Origin of the sequence: Candidatus Phytoplasma ziziphi (genome assembly GCF_003640545.1) — a bacterium.
Lineage (GTDB): Bacteria > Bacillota_I > Bacilli_A > Acholeplasmatales > Acholeplasmataceae > Phytoplasma > Phytoplasma ziziphi.
Genome location: NZ_CP025121.1, coordinates 492,542 through 512,257, shown reverse-complemented (window position 1 = coordinate 512,257; position 19,716 = coordinate 492,542). Strand labels below are relative to the sequence as shown.

The following is a 19,716-nucleotide window of genomic DNA, read 5'->3' as shown; positions in this document are numbered from 1 at the left end:
GGATGGGGTATCATACGTAATAGACAAAAAACTCAAAAAGCGTATAATTTATTCATGTTTAATGGTAAACTTTATAAATTAAAAAAATTAAAAAATTATATAGAGGATAGAATAATATTATGAAAAATAAAAAAAATAATAATAAAATGAAAGATAAAAAATATAATCCACCATATGGACAACAACCAAATAATCCACCATATGGACAACAACCAAATAATCCACCATATGGACAAAATCCACAATATCCACCACAAAATCAACAAAATCCGCAATATCCACCATATGGACAAAAACCAAATAATCCACCATATGGACAAAATCCACAATATCTACCACCTTTGGAACAAAAAAACGTGGATGCAATGATTAAGGTGGGTTGTGTATTGGCAATTATACCTTCTATATTAATGATTTTCATGATACTTACCATCCCTTTCATGATACTTACCATCCCATTGATAATTTGTTTGACTAAAATATTCAAAGGAAAAGCTAGCAATTCCACTAGAAAAATTGTCGGTTGCATTTGTTTGATTTATTTTTTAATTCCTGGAATATTGATTTTATCTGGCGAATATGAGGAGAAAAAATAATTTTTTTTTATTAAATAGATATAAAGTTTTCTTTTCTAACACGACCTATATTTTTCTTTTTATCATGTTAATAGGTTATTTGCCTTTGATTTTCTGTATTGTAGATGATTTTTTTAAAATTGTTTCTGGTTTAAAAAAATTTATTAAATTTTTATTTACTCCCAAAAATAAATAACCGAATGATTAGGATTTTAGGATAATAGATTAATGATTTCTATTTTTAAAGAGTTATTCAATAAAAAAATCTTTTTAATTATTTGTGTATTTGCTAGAATCAAGAAAATTGATAATTTATCTTAAAAATTATATAATTCAAAAAATACTTCATTTTTTATATATAAAAATAGATAATAATTCATCATTTAACATAATAAAAGCAAATTTTACAAGGACTTAAGAATATGAATAATAAAAAACGAATCCAATAATTTATTTTTTAATTTGGAATATTATTCTTTTTGTTATATGTTTAACATATAACAAATATAAAAAAATTTATCTTTTGAAATTGAATTTACAGACAAAATGGAAAACAAATATGATGATAGGTTTAATATGAAAACAAAAATTATTATTAAAAGAAAATCTGTTCTTAGGTATTTACGAAAATATAAGTAAAGATAATTATTTATAAAAAGATTATTCTAATCATTATAAAAATTAATTTGATATCTTATAAAAAAAACTGAATATTAAAATTGTTTTTTTTTTTTTTTGTTTATAATTTTTAAATGATATTAATTAATAATTAGTAGTAATAAATACAAAAAAGAATGTTTTTATAAAATGAGAAATTTTGATATAAAATTTAGTTTTAAAAGAATTATATCTTTTATTTTTTTAACACTGTTTTTGTGGATACTAGATGTCTTAATAATTCATTATATAAGATTAAATAATGTTAAAGAATTCCAAGATTACGCATTATCAAATAACGATATTGGAATATTAGAAGACACGAAATTAGCGTCATTAGCGTTAAAAGCAAGTTCTAAATGGGAAGTGAAACACTCAAAAAAAATATGTCTAAGTTATATAGTTGTAATTCTGCTTTCTGGTTTAATTTGTTTCGGGGGTAAAACAGATAAAAATGCTTTTCAATATCCCCCTTATCCACCACAAAATCCTTATCCACCACAAAATCCCCAATATTAAGATATTTCAAAACTTTAAACACTTTTTATTTTTTAAAAAATCTTTAAGACTAACTATTAGTTAATCTTTTTTTTTATTAAAACAAACAAAAAGTGTCTAAACTTTTAGAACACTTCCACCTCACCAACTGTCATAATCTTAAACATGGTTGAATTTATGACTATAAATTTTTATCAAAAACAAAACAGTATAAAATTAAATTTTTTTATACTAAATCAATTAATTTTAAATAAAAAAAATATCTAAAATAATAAAATAAGATAATTATATTTTCATGATATTTACTGAATAATAAAAATAATAAAAATTTTTATTATATTATTTTATATTAATTAAATTCGAACAAAAAAACGATAAATTATCTTATTTAATAAAGTATTAAAACAAAATCAATATTAAATATCTAATTTATTTTAAACATTATCTTTGCTTATAATAATTTTTACTTATTATAAGCAAAGATATTTTTTTATAAAAAAAATTATTCTATCATTATAAAAATTAATTGGATACCTTATAAAAAAACTGAATGTTAAATTTTTTTTTTTTTTTGTTTTATAATCACAATAGAAATATATATACATTGAAATTACGTATAATCCATTTTATTCAATAATAAAATTTTTTTTATAGTCTATATTAAATTGCTTTTATGATGTTTTCGCCAATACATGTAAAATTGCCAAAAAGTGAGAAGAATGTTTAAGTATAATTGCGTTTATTATAGGGTTAATTATATTAGGTTTTTGTTGTGGTGTAGGTGGCATCTTTTGCGCTAATTTTTGCTCCTGCTTTTGCATTACTTTCAAAAATTCTTCAGGATCCGCCACAAAAAGATAATACAGTTATGACACATAATGCAAACAATTAAAAAAACCTGATGATACAAACGAAACACAACAACAAAATGTAAACGAAAATGAAAACAATACAAATATTAATGAATAATAAAAAAAAGAAAAGAGGTCGTTATGTCTCTCGTTAAAAAAATTTATTTTATTTGGGTAGCTTTGTTATTGGGTTTAATTACAGGACTTTGTCTTTATTATGGTTTAATCAAAAAACCTGTTGTTAATAATACAGGAAATCAAGAAGTTTTATCTTTGATAGAACAAAGGCTAAAAAAATTAGAAACAAAAGAACAAACAACAACAACAAACAAAACAGAAAAGGTTAGTAACCAAAATGATTTTTCAAAAGATTATCTAACAGAGTATATAAATAAACTAACTGATTTACAAACAGACCTAGCAAACAATCAAAAAGAACTACAAAACAAAACAATATCGCCTGATGAAAAAAATAAAAAAGAAGAATTTAATAATCAAAATGATCTTTTAATAAAGTATATAAAGGAACTAACTGATTTACAAAAAGCTCATGCAGAAAATCAAAAAGAACTACAAAATAAAACAATGTCGCCTGATGAAAGAAATAAAATAGAAGAAGAAAATAAAAATTCAAACGAACAAATAGAACAAAAAACGCAAGAACAAATTGAACCGTTACAAGAAACAATAACGAAACTGAAAGAAAACATAAATAAAACGGATGTAGTAAGATTAACACCAGAACAAAAAAAGAAATATTTGGAAAAACAGAATATTTCAGAACAACTTGAAAAAGAAAAAAAAGCTTTAAATGAGGCTGTAAAATTCAATAAACAGGAACAAAACCACGTTACAAAATTGTTAAACCCAACAACAAACAATGAAGAAGAAAAAAAATTATTGGCGTATAAATTATTTTTATTAAAACAAGAACATTTTTTTATTCAAAGGTTAAATGAAATTGTTGATAATAAGCCAATAACAGATAAGAAAAAAACATTTAAAGATGTCTATGGTATGCAAAATGAAAAAAGGCAATTTGAAACTATTATTAATCATTTAAAAGGTGATGAAAAAAAATATATTTTAGGTCAAAGCGCAAAGACCCCAAAAGGGATTTTATTACATGGGCCACCTGGAACAGGGAAAACTCATCTTTTAACAGCTCTAAGTGGAGAAACAGGCGCTCATTATATTGCTTTTGAACCTTCTAAATTTTCTAAAAGATATATTGGTGAAGGGTCTGAAGCAGTAGAAGCGGTTTGGCGAGAAGCTGAAAGACATGACAAAACCATTATTTTTATTGATGAAATTGACGGGTTGCCCGCTCGTAACAATGAAACTTCTACTGTTGCTACCGAACAAAACACAATTATAGGAAATATATTATCACGTGTAGAAGGTATTAACAGTTCAAAGAAAAAAATTATATTATTTGGCGCTACTAATTTTTTAAATAAAGTAGATCCTGCTTTAGTAAGTCGTTTCGGCCAGAAAATTAAAATTGATAGCTTTGAAAAACAAGAAATTCCTGGTTTTTTACAATGGTTCGCAATACAAAACAAATATAGATTAAGTTATCACGCTGTTAATCATTTAGAAAATTTAGTCACAAAAGCTTTTAATCAGAAAAAAATTTTCTTAGCTAATCGTCAATGGGTTGACATGTTAACAAGCGCATACGATCGTTATGTATTAAATTATCATGCGAACCCAGATCATGAAGTTATACTACCTTCTGATTTAGATGAAGCTTTAAACGGAAAGTTAGGTATTAGTAAAACAGAAGAAGAAGTCTTAGCTTATCGTCAACAATGTGTAGATCAATATATTGAATGGAGAAAAGATAAACTTATAAATGAAAAACCAATAATAACTAAAAAAACAACTTATGGTCCAGATGACAAGACTGTTAAATCGATTGAAGAGTACAATGAAAATAATTATTTAATCAAAACAACAGAATACTTTCCAAATGGCGAAATTAAATCTATTGATGAATTTAATGAAGAAAGGAAAAGAATTAAAAACAAGAATTACTATGATAACAGGGAAATCGCATCTATACATGAATTTAATGAAGAAGGGAAAAAAATCAAAGAACATGAATTTTCGATGGCAAAATTAAAGAAATTAAAGAATATAACGGAGACGAAAACGAAAATTTGTTAATTAAAAAAACAAAATACTCTAACAACAAAATTAGTTTGATGTACGAATTTGAAAATAATAAAAACCCAAACCCACCGGATGATAGTGTAATAAACAAACAAGCTGAGTTAATCAAAGAATATTATTGTGGTCTTAGTATATATAACGATTTAGTACACAGACCTTTAATACCTAGATTAAAGACAAAAACAACCTATAATTCAGATGAAACTATTCAACAAATTCAATTTTTCAACTATGGAACACTAACTCATACAGATGAATTTAATAATAATAAAAAAAGAAAAACAACATGGTATGTATGTAAATGACAACACAGGGATTATTAAGAATAGTGTTAAATATAACGAAAACGAAAACAAAATAAAACAAACAAATCACTATCCAAATGGTAATATTCAAGCAATATCCGAATACAATGACAATGGGTATATATTTAAAAACACGGAACATTATGATGATGTCTCGAATAATAAAGTTAAGTCAACTAAATTTTTTGATGAAAATGGTCCAACGTCTCAAACAAACTATGACGAGAACGGAAACATTAAAACAATAGACAAATTTACAAGAAATTAAACAAAACCAGATGAACCAAAAGAATAATTTAAACCAACAATTAACTCTCAAATTATAATGAAATCAAAAACACTCAACAAAAATGAAAAAAATTGTTTTTTAAAAACAACAATATCCCCTTTATCCACCACAATATTAAGATATTTCAAAACTTTAAACACTTTTTACTTTTTAAAAAATCTTTAAGACTAACTATTAGTTAGTCTTTTTTTTATTATTAAAAAACTAAAATAATTTCATTTCTTTCTAAAAACATTTTGAGAAAGAAATGAAATATTAAGATAAAAATTATTTAAAGTTTTTTTATAACAACATATTATTTAAATTCAATCCAAAGATTTATTTTTATCTTGAAAAGATATTTTTGAAATGTATTATTTTAAGATAAATTAAATTTCATTTATCTTTCTTTTCTTTTTTTTAAAAAAAATTAAAATAAAACTAGGTATTTTATTATAACTATAGTAAATAGAAGCTAAAAATAAGAAAATTTCAATACAAATATATAAATATTTTATCATTTGTAATATTTTTGTTTTGATAAATTAATTAATATAATAAAAATTTTTTTATTTTTATTATATTAATTAATTTATAATTAAGATTTAAAATTTATTTTTTGATAGTATTTTTTTATTTAATTTTATTTTTTTAAATAAAAAAACCAAACTGTTTATTTTTTATAAACAATTTGGTTTAAATTTTTTTAATAATAAATTTTATCATTTGTCATTTTAATATGTTTTACAAAATTAAAAATTTAAAAAAAAGAATTAAAAGTCTTTTTTATTTAGATGCTTTATTGTTTTTGTAAACAAAAACTCCGCCTATTGATGCAATTGTTAAAATTGAGAATGTTACCCAGAACCATGTTGTTTTATAAAATGGTTTTGGAGTAAAAGTAACTGTTTCTTCACCATCGAAATCAGTAGATGTAATTTTAGCTTCGTTTTTGCCTTCTGTTAATGTTACTGTAAGATTTTTGCCTTTTAATCCTGTATTTTTTTCTTCAACTGCTTCTTTAACAGCTTCTTTTGTATTTTTAATTTCACCTAATTCTTTAGTCGTTAAAACAGTACTTAATTTAGCTTTTTCTACTGCTTTAACAGTAAAAGTAACTTCTACGTCTCCATCGTAACCATCAACTGTAACTTTAGCTTTAGTTGCTTCTATGACTTCAACTTTTATTGTTTTATCGTTTAATGAAGTATCTTTTACTTTAACTGCTTTTTTAATTTCTTCTTTTGTATTATTTGCAATTTCACCTAATTTTAATTTATCTCCGCTTAAAACAGTAGATAATTGTGGATTTGCTTTAATAAATGAAACATTTAAAATCATTAAAATAGATAAAATAAATAAAATAGATAAAAATAATAAATTTTTTAAATTTATTGTTTTTTTATTTAAATTTATTGGCATTTATGGTTGCCTGCGCCTTCCCTTAAATTTATTTAAGTTAAAAAGAATTCTTTTTAACTTTTAAAATAATAAATTTTATTTTATTATTATTTTATATAATAATTTTAACATAAAAAAATAAAAACAACTTATATATACTTTTTAACTAATAATTTTTGTTTTTCGGTTATCTTGGAATACAGTTTTTTTAATTAATTTTTCATTAGATTGATCGTATTTCATTAATGAAGTGTATTGTTTTTATGTCGTATTTGAAAACAGTTGATTTAATTGGTTTTTCAGTATAATGAGTTTCTTTAATTTTTTTTCAGTAAATGGCTCATGTTCAGGAATATAATTTCTTGTTTTTTAGTCGATTGTAAATTAAAGACTAACTATTAGTTAGTCTTTTTTTATTATTAAAAAAAACAAAAGTGTTTAAAGTTTTCAAATGCTTCTTAAAAAAACTAATCAACTGTAATAATCTTAAACACGGTTGAATTTATGACTATAAAATTTTATCAAAAACGAAACAGTATAAAATTGAATTTTTTTATACTAAATCAATTAATTTTAAATAAAAAAATATCTAAAATAATAAAATAAGATAATTATATTTTTATGATATTTACTGAATAATAAAAATTTTATTATATTAATTTATATTAAGTAAAAGACAACAAAAAAACGATAAATTATCTTATTTAATAAAGTATTAAAACAAAATTAATATTAAATATCTAATTTATTTTAAACATTATCTTTGCTTATAATAATAAAAAATTATTATAAGCAAAGATATTTTTTTTATAAAAAAAGATTATTTTATTATTATAAAAATTAATTGGATACCTTATAAAAAAAACTGAATGTTAAAATTGTTTTTTTTTTTTTTTTGTTTTATAATCACAATAGAAATATTTATACATTGAAATTACGTATAATCCATTTTATTCAATAATAAAATTTTTTTATAGTCTATATTAAATACAAAGAAATAACAAAACAAATAAATACAAAAGAAAGAGTTAAAACAACTATGGGAAAATTATATGATGATTCAGTGATATTAAAACAAAAATCGATGTTTGTTATTATCGTTTTTATATGCATTATATTATCTATGGGCGCTGGTGTTTGTTTGCATCATTTTTATTCAAATCCGAAACCTATTGATCAAGAATCACTTGATAAACAAGAGTTGCTGAAAATAATTGATAAACAAAATGAAGAATTAAACCGAAAAATACAACTAAATGACGAAAGATTAAGATATCAAATCGATAAACAAACACAATTAGAACAAATGCAACAAATGCAACAAATGCAACAAATTCAAAATAAATTAGAAAATGCATTCAAAGAAGAAATAAAAAATAACAAATCAGGACCTGATTCCAAAGAATCAAAATCAACAAAAGAAAAAGAATTATTATTTAAACCATCTGATTCTCAAAAATTTTTATCTTTTAAGCAACTAATTGGTTTTAAAGATGAATTAAAAGCAACAGAAGGATTTATAGATTATTTTAAAAATAAAGATAACTACAAAGGAATTGGTGAAGTGGAAGCGCCACTTGGTATTTTAATGTATGGTTGTCCTGGAACAGGAAAAACCACCTTAGCTCGTGCCTTAGCCAAAGAAACTGATTTACCTTTCTTTGAAGTAAGTAGTTCCTCATTCTCTCAAGCATATAAAGGTATGGCACCTCAAATGGTTAGAGATTTATTTGAATCAGCAAGAAAAATAGCTGCACAAAATAAAGGCGCCATCATTTTCTTAGATGAATGTGAAACCATCTTTACTAATTTAGGAGACTTAAGGGCTGAATCGGAAGTGGCCAACGTGGTTAACCAATTTAAAACCGAAATGACATCTATTAATAATAATCTTGAAAAACCTATTTTTATCATCGGAGCCACCAACCATATTGAAAAAATCGACGAAGCTATTAAATCTCGTTTCCCTTACAACATTGAAGTAAAACCAGGTAATAAAACAGAACGTGAACAATTCTTAGAATTTATGATTGACAAAAGAAAAAACCCATACAGCGAAGAAGCGAAAAAATATTTATTCGAAGAAATCAACGAATCTTTAGAAACCTTACCTAAGAAGAAAGAATTTTTAAAAGCCAATCGTACTTTAGAAAACCTTTTAAAAACTACGGCTAATATCTTCGCTCAAAACAGAGGAACTGATGGTAATAAAAGACAAGAAATTAATTCCGAAGATTTAAAACAAGCATACAAAATCATTTTTGCACAAGATACTAGTAAAAATGTTAATAAGGAAGATTTTCTAAAAACGGACTTAACTAAAATGCCATCATTTGATAAATTAATTGGATTTAAAGACGAACGAGCTGCCGCAGATCGTTTTTTAACTTTGTTGAAGAACGTCAAAGAAATTTCAAATGTCGGTGAATTTAAAATTCCCACTGGTATTTTATTATACGGAGTTCCCGGAACTGGTAAAACTACTTTCGCACAAGCATTAGCCAAAGAAGCGAATTTACCATTCTTTAACACAACCGCATCTCAATTTTCAAAAGGAATAGTTGGTGAAGCGCCACAGTTAGTTCGTGATTTATTTATTACCGCGAGACAAGAAGCTCAAAAATCCGGAGGAGCAATCATTTTCATTGACGAATGCGAAGAAGTTTTTAAAAGTTTAGTCAATGATCAATCTAGAAATACTTCCGAAACTGTTAATATCATTAATGAATTTAAAGTCCAAATGTCAAGTATTGACAACGACCCGAAAAAACCTATTTTTATCATCGGAGCCACCAACCATATTGAAAAAATCGACGAAGCTATTAAATCTCGTTTTACTTACAAAATTGAAGTAAAACCAGGAAACTTAGATGAACGTAAACAATTCTTAGAATCCATGATTAAAAAAAGAAACAATCCATACAGCGAAGAAGCAAAAGAATATTTATTAAACGATGTTAATCAAGCATTAGAAAAATTACCAGATTACCAAAAAGCCAATCGTATTTTAACTAGTATATTAGATGAGTCAGTTAATACTTTTATTTTAGAAAGAACAAAAGAAACACCGCCTAGAGATCGCATCAACATCAAAGATATTAAAACTGCGTATCGTTTGAGAATAAATGAAAATATTTCTTGATTAAATTTTTATGAGAAATTTTTTTATTAAACAAAAAAATTTTTTTTGTTTATAATTATAAATAATATTAATTAATAAAAAAAGGTGTTTTGATAAAATGAGAAATTTTTCTATAAAATTTAGTTTCACAAGAATTATATCTTTTATTTTTTGGATATTGTTTTTATGGCCGTTAAATGGTAGAATAATTCATTTTATCAAATTAAGCAATAATCCAGAATTTGGATATTCAAAAACAGACAAATGGAAATTAGCGAAAAAAGTAATTTTATATGGCGAAAAAGAAGTCCGAATAAATCTACTAGATCCAGAAGAAGTAGATGATGATTGGGAACAAAAACACTCCAAAAAAATATATCTAAGTTATATAGTTGTAATTTTACTTTCTGGTTTAATTTCTTTTGGAGGTAAAAAAGATGAAAAAATTTTTTTTCGCAAACAACAATATCCCCCTTATCCGCCACAAAATCCGCAATATTAAGATATTTGAAAACCTTAAAAACTTTTATTTTTTTAAACAATCTTTAAGACTGACCTATTAGTGAGTCTTTTTTTTATTATTAAAAAACTAAAATAATTTTTTTCTTGTATAAAGTATTTTAAAAAAAATAAAAAGTATCTAAACTTTAAGAACACTTTCGCCTAACCAACTGTAATAATCTTAAACATGTTTGAATTTATGACTATAAAATTTTATCCAAAACATAACAGTAAAATTTTTTTTACTAAATCAATAATTTTTAAATTTATATTATTTTTTATAATTTATTTAAAAATTTATTCTATTCTTTTTTTAAATAAAAAAAATTTTTTTATATAAAAAAATTTTAAATAAAAAAAATATCTAAAATTATAAAATAAGATAATTATCTATAAACATAATGATTTCAAATATTTTTTCATCTTTACTTATAATAATTTTAATTATTATAAGTAAAGATATTTTTTTATAAAAAAAGATTATTTTTTTATTATAAAAATTAATCGGATACTTTATAAAACAACTGAATGTTAAAATTGTTTTTTTTTTTTTTTGTTTATAATTTGTAAATGATATTAATTAATAGTTAGTAAGGAGGAAAGTAAAAAATTGATTAATTTTGATAAATTATCTCAAGAAAATAAAAAAATATTTTCCAAAACACAAAAAATAATTATTTTTTCATATTATTCTATTTTAATTTTTTATTTTCTTTTTAGAATATATATTTTTATGGAAATGTATCATAATTTGACAAAAAAAGAAGAATCTTTCAATTTTTGGAAAGCTTTAAAATTTTATATTTTTAAGGATGCAGATGCACATTTACATATTTTTATTCTTATTTTCGCTCCTTTGTTTTTTTATTTTTTTAAAGTTAAAGATAAAAAAATCAAAGATAAAATTAGTGAATTTTAAGATAAATATGATTCATGTTGTTCAATATATTTTGTCAATATGGCATCCAAAAACAACAACTGTTTATTAATTAATATTCAAAATACGGATATTTTTTTAAATCCGTGGTATAGATGAAAAAATTTAAAACAAAAGATTTATCAATGATATGTGGCGACATACAACTGTTAATATAAGGAAATTATTTTAAATATACAATCAAAGATTTTCAAAAACACAAACTAAATGTAGTTTTTTTAAAATCCTCTTTATAATGAAGTATCTGAAAAATTAAAATTTAAAGCTTGAGAACTAATGGTTGTTATGACAAAAGCTTTTGTTAATGACAATTCTAAAGATGTAAACATTGTTAAAGATAAACAAATTACATAATTTATTAAAAAAAATTTAAAAAAATAAAATTAATTTCAATTAAAAGAAAACAATATTATTTAATTCTTTTTTTAATTTATTACTTTTGTTTATAAAGATCATAAAGAAAAAGAAAATATACATTTCAAAAAAATATCCTAAGAAGGAAAATAATTATGAAAATTCAAATTAAAAATAAAATTTTTACTATTTTATCACTTTTTACCATTTTATGTTGTTCTATTGTTTTTATTTTGGCTGCAACTGGTTATTTCAAGAAAGAAATGTCAATACCAACGAAATTACCGGGAAAAGATGGAATTGCTGTTTTTGAAGTTAAAGAAACAAAAAGAACTGACATTGCCAAAATTCTTTTACCAACTCTTATTCCTAATTTTAACACAAACAAATATGTTCATAAAATGGAAGTTACACACAAAGCTGAATTAAAAAACATTAGCGCTTTTGATAACAAAGATGTATATTTAAAAATAACTAATTCTTGTGTTACTCATAATACTTTTACAGAACCTGAAAAATATTTCAATCTTTCAATAAAAATTAATAATACTGAATATAATAAAGATAAAGTTAAATGGGAAGCAAATAAAACAGAAATGGAAATACAAATAGCACTCGAACAAAATCAAATTATCCCAAATTCACAAAACGACCCTAAATTAGATTTAAAGATTACATACGAATTAGTTGATACAAATGGTAATTCTTTCCCAGAAGGAAAAGCAGATATTACAACAAACCAACTTAAATAACAACAATGAAATAGCAAAAACATAAAGGAGTAGGAGGTGTTAATAAAATATGTTCAAATTAACTAAACCTATATTTAAAATTATTATTATCTTTTTATTTACTATTCTTTTATGTTTTATTTTTGCTTATCTTTTATATTCTGTTTTTGCTGTTTCTTATTTTCGTTATGAAATTGAAACACCTATTAAATTATTAGATGGTCGAATTCAAAAAGAGTTAGCTGATCAACCTAAGATGAAAAGAACCGATATTTATCTTAATTCAAAAGATGATATTTCTAAAATAATGAAATATTTGGGTTATCCTGATAAGAACATTTATCCAAGACCAAACCAAAATCCAAGTTATAATCCAAGTACTTCTGATGCTGGGCAGTTTTGTTTAAGTAGTATTTTTAAAGACCCACCAAACGATTTATTAGGTGTTTATTTAAAAAAAAGAGATAATAATCCTTTGGGAACAACATATCAAAACTATGATAATAAATATACTCTCGATGATCTCTTAAAATACGAATTCGCTATTGAAGAAGCTTTTGTTTTTTGGGATATTAATAAAAAAACTCCAGCAAATGATTCCATTATTAAAACAAAAAAATCGGTTCCGTTTACGCATATATTGAATGATTTAGGCAAAAAAGATTTTATTAATGATTGGTTATTAAACAAAGAACCAGACATCACTGAAAAACCAAAAGAAATTAAATTAGGTTGTTATAACTCTACTCCTGATTCTCGTTTAGTTAAACAGTTACCATCAGTTACTTTAACTAAATTACACAAAATGGGAGCTGTTTATTTTGATGGCGGAATTAGATTACTCCCTACAAATCAACAAATAGATTCTCTCGAAAAATTCGAAGAATTTTTATCAAAATATGTTAATGGGGCAAAAAATATTTATATATTTACTTTTATTAATGGCATTCATCCGGAATGTGAAATAATTCGTTTAAATAAAAAAAATTAATTAAAAATAATTATTCAATAATTTAGAGATACAATTACAATTTTAACACCAATTCTAATACCAATAATTTTTTTATAGGGAAATCTATATTCTTTTTAAACAACAAACAAAATACCGACAAGATTTTTCTAAACAACAAGAAAAAGATCGACAAGAATATGAACAAAAACAACAAAAAGAAACGAATGACAAAGAATATTGGAAATCATTTCATGAAGATTCTTATAGAGCAAAATCAATTTCTCGTTTTCACAAGTATTCTGGTCATCTAGAAGAATATATTTTATACAAAATTGACGGTGCTTTAAAAACTTTTAGCAAGTACAACCATGAAAATAAAATAATACAAAATGAATCCATCAAAGACTCTTTCGAAGGTTTTTTATTTAAATAAATAAATTAAAAATTAAAGGAGCTAAAAAAGATGAAAAATATAAAATCAAACATAAATAAATACAATAAAGAGGCCTAAATATCGTGATATATAATCAATTAAGGAACAAAGGTAGACATTTTTCTTTCAAATTTTATTTTTAAATTATATAATAATTATTTAATTTTTTAAAAAATTATTTGTAAAAAATTATATATTTTTTCTAATTAATAATAAAAAAAAAGAAACTTTTAAAAAGTTTCTTTTTTTTTATTATTAATTAAATATTTAAACAATTGTTAATTTTTCTATCTCTTCTTTATTAATAGTTTCTTTTTCTAATAATAAATCAACTATTTTATCTAATAAAGATTTATTTTCTTTAATCACTTTTTGACATTCTTTATAACATTGATCTATTATTTTTTTAATTTCTGTATCAATCGTTTTTTTATCAGAGAATTCTGAATCTTGAGTAATTCCTAAATCACTCATTCCATATTTAGTAACCATTAAACGAGCTATTTTAGTTGCTTGTTTAAAGTCATCATAAGCTCCATTGGAAACATCATCAAAAACTAATTCTTCAGCTACTCTACCTCCTAAATAAGAAACGATATTTGCTAACATTCTTTTTTTAGAAGAAAAGAAGGTTTCTTTTTCAGGTAACATTAAGTTATAACCGCCTGCTGAACCTCTTGGAATGATAGTTATTTTTTGAACTTTTTGAGCATGTTCTAATTTTAAACCAATGACTGCGTGTCCAGCTTCATGGTAAGCGACCATTTTTCTTTCTTCTTCAGTATATTTAATGGATTTTTTAGCTGGACCCATAAGTACTCTATCAATCGCTTCTTCTAGTTCTTCCATTGTAATCATTTCTTTTTGATTTCTGACTGTTAAAATAGAAGCTTCATTTAAAACAGCTTCTAATTGAGCTCCACTCATACCTGGAGTTTGTTTCGCTAATTGATTAAAATTAATATCAGGAGAAATATTTTTATTACGAACATGAACTTTTAAAATAGCTTCTCTAGCTTTAACATCAGGTAGACCAACTATAAATTTGCGATCGAATCTTCCTGGTCTTAATAAAGCTGAATCTAACATATCCGCTCTATTAGTAGCTCCGATGATAATGATTCCTTGTGTTGAAGTAAAACCATCCATTTCAGTTAATAATTGGTTAAGAGTTTGATCTGTTTCTTGAGATCCTCCTGAAAAACCACCTCTTTTACCACCTAAAACATCTATTTCATCAATAAAAAGAATGCAAGGAGCGTTATACTTAGCTTCTTTAAATAATTCTCTGACACGAGAAGCACCGACACCGACATATTTTTCAACAAATTCAGAACCTGAAACCGCATAAAAAGGAACTCCTGCTTCTCCAGCTAAAGCTTTCGCTAATAAAGTTTTACCTGTTCCAGGAGGGCCTTCTAATAAAATACCTTTAGGTATTTTAGCTCCTACAGCAGCATACTTTTTAGGTTTTTTTAAGAAATCAATTAATTCTTTCATTTCTTCTTTTTCTTCTTCATTGCCAGCAACATCTTTGAATGTAAATCTAGATTTTTGTTTCGAAGATATAAGAGGGTTAGAGTTGAGTTGGCCTGAACTATTTTTAATAGCATTAAAAATATAAAACATAAAAACAATGTTAGATAATCCGCCAATAAACTGAAATATACATAAAATTGTTTTCGAAATATCAGAATCAAGAGGTGAATTTATATCTTTTAATGCTAATTGATTTTCTTGAATTTTTTTACTTATTAAAACGGAAAATGCATCATAAAATACAGCGTTAGTTTTGCAATAATAAGATTCTGCTGTATCTTTATGAGTTACTTTAATATATAAATAATCACCTTTTAATAAATCATATTTAAGTTGATAAAATATATTTTTTATTTTATTTTTATGGATATCATAATTTAATATGTGAAAATCATTTTCTACTTTCGGCAAATTATAATAATTTTTATAATAATTATATAAAATAATGAATAATAAGGAACCTAATAAGAAATATAACATTAACAAAAATATTTTTTGTTTAATTTTTAAAATTATTTTTTTAAATATGTTAACAATCATCATTTAATCTCCACAAAAGAAATGAATTTACAAAATCATTTTCTAAATTTCTATATATTTTATATTTTGTTCCTTTAACCAGAGGTAAATACAATAGTTCTTCAAAAGTTTTTTGTTCTAATTGTTTTAAAATATTTGAATATATTAATAAATCAACAGATCTTTGATTATTATCAGGTTGATCTATTTTTTTTTGTAATTTGTCTAATATTTCTTTTAATTCATTTATATTTAATTTTTGTTCAATCAAAATAATATCATTATTATAATTTGGGTCTATTTGAATAATAATATCATTATTATGATTTCTGTTTTTTTGTTTGGTTAAAATAAAATCACGACTGTTTCCGTCTGGAAGTTTAATCTCGTCTAATATATAAGTAAATATATTATTAGGGTTTTTAATAAATTGGAAGGGACCGAAATCGATAGATATATTAAATTCTCCATCATTGATTTCTAAGAAATTTATATTATCTTTGTTAAAAACATTTTTCCAACTATTTATCATGAATTGGGTTAATTTTTTTTCTTTTATTTCTGAATCATTATAACCTGTGAAGATTTTAATAATCAAAGGTTGATCGTTTTGAGAAAATTTTTGTTCAAAATCTTGATTAACTGCATTTAGTAATTCTTTTGCTTTTTCTGGTTGATAAAATTTTGTATTATTATCCATTGTGAGTTTCTTATTTGGTTCGATCTCTATTAAATTATCTAAATTTTGTTGATGAAAATCTTGTTGATTAAAAAAATCGTAATCTGTAAATAAAGTTACATCGGAAACAAATGAAAAACTTGGTATCAAACCGAAATAATCATTTTTACCTAATAAATCACGATTTAAACTTAAAAATAAAGCTTTACGTAATCTTGGATCATTTAAGAAAAAATTACTTTTCTCTTTTTGTTTTTTTATATTCTCATTTTCTTCTTCTTCCGGATTAGTTTTTTGGAAAAAAATAAAGTATTGATCAGAAGTATACATAGTTAATAAATTCTCTTTTTTTAGAATATTATTGTTTATATCTGATATGTTTACCCTGATTTCGTTTATTTTACCTTCATTAAACAAATTATCTTTTTCTTTATTATATTGTTCTTGATCATCAGATAATTTTTTGAATACAACGTTATCCAAAGGAAATTGTTCTTTATTATGAAAATAATTATTTTTTATAAATATCTAATTTTGTCCTGAATTATAACCCTGTTCTGTTTTTAATTGGTAAGGGCCATATGATACAAAAGGATAATCTTTAGTACCATAATTATTTTGTTCGACGTTGTTCTTGTCTTGAGCAGATTCAAAGTTGTATTTCGGAAATAAAATACAATTGTTTAATAAAGTAATAACAGATTTTAATGTTTTTGGGTTTTCATAAGATAAAGTAAACACAAGTGGATTGTTATCCTGAATAAAAATTGTATCAAGGAATAATTTTATATTTTCTTTTAAATTATTGCAATCTTCATCTCTTAATAATAAGCGCATTATTTCTTGTTGTTTTTTTAAACAATAAATTACTACTTGATTATTAATATCTTTACCATCGGCAAATTTTAAATTATGTTTTAATGTGAAATGCCATTTTTTAGATAATTTATCATTTAATTTATAAAAATTATCATATCCTCGGATTTCATGCATTTTCCCATTTTCGTCTTTCGGTAATTCTCCTAATAACCCTAATGAATACGAAGGTTTTAAAACAGGTTTTAATTGGTTGTCTTGAAAAACTTGACGAAAATCATTTTTATATTTTGCTTTTTTTTCTTGTATAGATTTATCCCAATCAGTCGTTAATGTAATAAAATTTTCTTTCATTAACCAAAGCATTTCTTTTTGTAATGGTGAGAGAGTAGTAAAATATTTTAAATCGCTTATTTCTTGATTGTGAGGGATTGCTTTTGTATATGAATTATCAATTATAACAGGATTTATATTTTCTAAAGTTTCACTCGAATTATCTTTTTTTTCTGAATTGGTTTTTAGAATAAGCCCAAATAAAATACCTGCACTTATTAATATTAATAATATTATGAATGCTAAAATAATTATTTTTTTGTTTTTATTATAAAATAGTTGCCATACCATTACTTAATTCCTTTTTCCTTCTTTTAATTTTTTTTAAAAAAATTAAAATTAAATTAATTTTATTATATAGAAAAAAAAAAAAAAACAAATATTACTTATTAGATAGATAAAAAAATAGATAAAACAAAAAAAGATTAACTTTTTAAACGAAAGTTAATCTTTTTTTGTTTGAAATAATTTATTAAATTGTAAAAATAATTTAGTTTAATTCAGAAATTTTATGATTATTTATCATCTATTTACCCCAAGCATAAATTTGACTCCTATTTTTAATTTAAAATGTTTTTTTGAATGGAGAAATCTAAGAAAATAACAACAATGTTTAATCTTTATCAAAATACCTTTTATATTTAGTTATCATTCTCTTTATGATTACTGTATATCTCTTAAAAGAAATGAAACAATCAAAAGACGACACTATACCTTTTCAAATTGGATTTACAAACCAGAGGTAAATATAATAAAAAATATTACATTTCAGACATTATAAAATAAATATGAAATTATTTTTATAAGAAAATTTAAATATTAATAAAGAAAAATATTTTCTAAATAAATTTTAATGAAAAAACGAAAAATATTTTTTTTATTTTGTTATTATTATATATAGTATATTTATATATTTAAATTTATATTTTTATCAAAAAAATATTTTTTTCTTTACAAAACAATTCCTAGAGTTTTTTTTATTAATAAATAAAAAGGAGAAATAAATTTTATGTATCAAGACATTTTCGAATTAAAAAAAATATTGACTGAAACAGAAAATAAAATAATTAAAGAATTGCAAAACATTAACGAAATAAAAAAATTATTAGAATTAGAAACAAAATATCTAGGAAAAAAAGGTTTCTTTTTAGATATTTTAAAAAAAATTAATAATTACAAACCAGAAATTCAAAAAGAATTAAAAAAAGTTATTTTTATTTCTAAACAAAAAAACATTAATTTATTTAAAGAAAAAAAATGTTTTTTAGAAAATCAAATTTTAAATGACAAGTTAACAAAAGAAAAAATAGATGTCACTTTACCTTCTTTTCATTTTCCACAAGGGTGTATGCATCCTTTAAATCAAATGATTAAAGAAATAGAAAATTTTTTCTTAAGTTTAGGATACTCTATTCATGAAGGAACAGAAATAGAAACTGATTTATACAATTTCGAAATGTTAAATATGAATAAAAATCATCCTTCAAGAGATATGCAAGATTCTTTTTATTTAAAAAATAATCCAGAAAATTTGTTAAGAACTCATACTTCCCCTATTCAAATCAAAACTATGTTAAAAGCACGCAATAAATCTTTAAAAATTATTGCTTCTGGAAAAGTATATAGAAGAGATAAGGACGATGATACTCATAGTCATCAATTTACTCAATTAGATGGTTTTTATGTCGGTTCAAAAGTTAGTTTAATAGATTTAGTAGAAATTATTACATCTTTTATTAAACATATTTTCGGAGAAGAACAAAAAATAAGAATTCGACCTTCTTATTTTCCTTTTACTAAACCAAGTTTTGAAGTAGATTTAGTAATAGAAGGAGCAAACAAAAAGACAGTTTACTTAGAAATATTAGGAGCTGGATTAATTCATCCCCAAGTATTAGATAATGTAGGTTTTGATAATAAAAAATATACTGGTTTGGCCTTTGGTATGGGAATCGAAAGAATCACAATGTTAAAAAAAAATATAAAAAATATTAGACATTTTTACAATAACGATATTCGTTTTTTAAATCAATTTGTTTAAACTTTGTCATAAAATAAATTAAACTAT

The 19,716-nt window shown here is 23.1% G+C and carries 15 protein-coding genes and 1 pseudogene; 12 read left to right on the top strand and 4 right to left on the bottom strand.

Features of this window, described 5'->3' with window-relative positions; genetic code table 11:
* Positions 1 to 119 precede the first annotated feature (119 nt).
* The 5 genes from CWO85_RS02570 (at position 120) to CWO85_RS02545 (ending at position 5,332) form a co-directional block, all read left to right on the top strand.
* Complete coding sequence (locus CWO85_RS02570; RefSeq protein ID WP_121464083.1) at positions 120 to 596, top strand: hypothetical protein; 477 nt, start codon at positions 120 to 122, stop codon at positions 594 to 596.
* A gap of 786 nt (positions 597 to 1,382) precedes the next feature.
* Entirely contained in the window at positions 1,383 to 1,751 is a 369-nt protein-coding gene (locus CWO85_RS02560; protein ID WP_121464081.1) for a hypothetical protein, read from the top strand.
* Between the two features lie 971 nt (positions 1,752 to 2,722).
* Positions 2,723 to 4,753, top strand: coding sequence for an AAA family ATPase (locus CWO85_RS02555; RefSeq protein WP_121464080.1), 2,031 nt, complete (start codon positions 2,723 to 2,725; stop codon positions 4,751 to 4,753).
* 38 nt (positions 4,754 to 4,791) lie between these two features.
* Positions 4,792 to 5,064 carry a hypothetical protein gene (locus CWO85_RS02550; protein WP_152031104.1) on the top strand — a complete coding sequence of 91 codons (273 nt, stop codon included), beginning with the start codon at positions 4,792 to 4,794 and terminating at the stop codon, positions 5,062 to 5,064.
* On the top strand, positions 5,012 to 5,332 hold the full coding sequence (locus CWO85_RS02545) for a DUF2963 domain-containing protein (RefSeq protein ID WP_121464078.1): 321 nt from the start codon (positions 5,012 to 5,014) through the stop codon (positions 5,330 to 5,332). The genes CWO85_RS02550 and CWO85_RS02545 overlap by 53 nt, the downstream gene beginning before the upstream one ends.
* A gap of 786 nt (positions 5,333 to 6,118) precedes the next feature.
* On the opposite strand, the gene CWO85_RS02540 is transcribed toward CWO85_RS02545, so the two are convergent.
* Complete coding sequence (locus CWO85_RS02540) at positions 6,119 to 6,754, bottom strand: hypothetical protein (RefSeq protein ID WP_121464077.1); 636 nt, start codon at positions 6,752 to 6,754, stop codon at positions 6,119 to 6,121.
* Between the two features lie 1,285 nt (positions 6,755 to 8,039).
* On the opposite strand from CWO85_RS02540, the pseudogene CWO85_RS03880 reads away from it, so the two are divergent.
* The 6 genes and pseudogenes from CWO85_RS03880 to CWO85_RS02515 all read left to right on the top strand — a co-directional run.
* Positions 8,040 to 9,011 (top strand): annotated as a pseudogene (locus CWO85_RS03880) (AAA family ATPase); the annotation flags it as partial.
* A gap of 45 nt (positions 9,012 to 9,056) precedes the next feature.
* Positions 9,057 to 9,875 carry an AAA family ATPase gene (locus tag CWO85_RS03875; RefSeq protein ID WP_420885403.1) on the top strand — a complete coding sequence of 273 codons (819 nt, stop codon included), beginning with the start codon at positions 9,057 to 9,059 and terminating at the stop codon, positions 9,873 to 9,875.
* A 97-nt stretch (positions 9,876 to 9,972) separates the two neighbouring features.
* Positions 9,973 to 10,356: a hypothetical protein gene (locus CWO85_RS02530; RefSeq protein ID WP_121464075.1), complete on the top strand. Its 384-nt coding sequence runs from the start codon at positions 9,973 to 9,975 to the stop codon at positions 10,354 to 10,356.
* A 609-nt stretch (positions 10,357 to 10,965) separates the two neighbouring features.
* The gene (locus tag CWO85_RS02525) at positions 10,966 to 11,274 is read left to right on the top strand and encodes a hypothetical protein (RefSeq protein WP_121464074.1); all 309 of its coding nucleotides are present in this window, start codon (positions 10,966 to 10,968) and stop codon (positions 11,272 to 11,274) included.
* A gap of 527 nt (positions 11,275 to 11,801) precedes the next feature.
* Positions 11,802 to 12,398, top strand: a complete 597-nt coding sequence (locus CWO85_RS02520) for a hypothetical protein (RefSeq protein WP_121464073.1) — start codon at positions 11,802 to 11,804, stop codon at positions 12,396 to 12,398.
* A gap of 49 nt (positions 12,399 to 12,447) precedes the next feature.
* Positions 12,448 to 13,368 (top strand): hypothetical protein, encoded by a 921-nt coding sequence (locus CWO85_RS02515; protein ID WP_121464072.1) that lies wholly within the window; start codon positions 12,448 to 12,450, stop codon positions 13,366 to 13,368.
* A gap of 661 nt (positions 13,369 to 14,029) precedes the next feature.
* On the opposite strand, the gene ftsH is transcribed toward CWO85_RS02515, so the two are convergent.
* From ftsH to CWO85_RS02500, 3 genes are read right to left on the bottom strand one after another with little or no spacing between them, the layout of a single operon-like run.
* A complete protein-coding gene (ftsH, locus tag CWO85_RS02510) occupies positions 14,030 to 15,844 on the bottom strand; it encodes an ATP-dependent zinc metalloprotease FtsH (RefSeq protein ID WP_420885399.1) in 1,815 nt (604 codons plus the stop codon).
* A complete protein-coding gene (locus CWO85_RS02505) occupies positions 15,831 to 16,982 on the bottom strand; it encodes a periplasmic substrate-binding domain-containing protein (protein WP_161554985.1) in 1,152 nt (383 codons plus the stop codon). The genes ftsH and CWO85_RS02505 overlap by 14 nt, the downstream gene beginning before the upstream one ends.
* Positions 16,983 to 17,027: 45 nt before the next feature.
* A complete protein-coding gene (locus tag CWO85_RS02500) occupies positions 17,028 to 17,939 on the bottom strand; it encodes a periplasmic substrate-binding domain-containing protein (protein ID WP_121464070.1) in 912 nt (303 codons plus the stop codon).
* A 718-nt stretch (positions 17,940 to 18,657) separates the two neighbouring features.
* Between CWO85_RS02500 and pheS the strand changes: the two genes are divergently transcribed.
* Positions 18,658 to 19,689 (top strand): phenylalanine--tRNA ligase subunit alpha, encoded by a 1,032-nt coding sequence (gene pheS, locus CWO85_RS02495; RefSeq protein WP_121464069.1) that lies wholly within the window; start codon positions 18,658 to 18,660, stop codon positions 19,687 to 19,689.
* Positions 19,690 to 19,716 lie beyond the last annotated feature (27 nt).

Coding starts and splice junctions, on each gene's coding strand:
- CWO85_RS02570 (WP_121464083.1), top strand. CDS start 120: ATGAAAAATAAAAAAAATAATAATAAAATGAAAGATAAAAAATATAAT.
- CWO85_RS02560 (WP_121464081.1), top strand. CDS start 1,383: ATGAGAAATTTTGATATAAAATTTAGTTTTAAAAGAATTATATCTTTT.
- CWO85_RS02555 (WP_121464080.1), top strand. CDS start 2,723: ATGTCTCTCGTTAAAAAAATTTATTTTATTTGGGTAGCTTTGTTATTG.
- CWO85_RS02550 (WP_152031104.1), top strand. CDS start 4,792: ATGTACGAATTTGAAAATAATAAAAACCCAAACCCACCGGATGATAGT.
- CWO85_RS02545 (WP_121464078.1), top strand. CDS start 5,012: ATGAATTTAATAATAATAAAAAAAGAAAAACAACATGGTATGTATGTA.
- CWO85_RS02540 (WP_121464077.1), bottom strand. CDS start 6,754: ATGCCAATAAATTTAAATAAAAAAACAATAAATTTAAAAAATTTATTA.
- CWO85_RS03875 (WP_420885403.1), top strand. CDS start 9,057: ATGCCATCATTTGATAAATTAATTGGATTTAAAGACGAACGAGCTGCC.
- CWO85_RS02530 (WP_121464075.1), top strand. CDS start 9,973: ATGAGAAATTTTTCTATAAAATTTAGTTTCACAAGAATTATATCTTTT.
- CWO85_RS02520 (WP_121464073.1), top strand. CDS start 11,802: ATGAAAATTCAAATTAAAAATAAAATTTTTACTATTTTATCACTTTTT.
- CWO85_RS02515 (WP_121464072.1), top strand. CDS start 12,448: ATGTTCAAATTAACTAAACCTATATTTAAAATTATTATTATCTTTTTA.
- ftsH (WP_420885399.1), bottom strand. CDS start 15,844: ATGATGATTGTTAACATATTTAAAAAAATAATTTTAAAAATTAAACAA.
- CWO85_RS02500 (WP_121464070.1), bottom strand. CDS start 17,939: ATGGTATGGCAACTATTTTATAATAAAAACAAAAAAATAATTATTTTA.
- pheS (WP_121464069.1), top strand. CDS start 18,658: ATGTATCAAGACATTTTCGAATTAAAAAAAATATTGACTGAAACAGAA.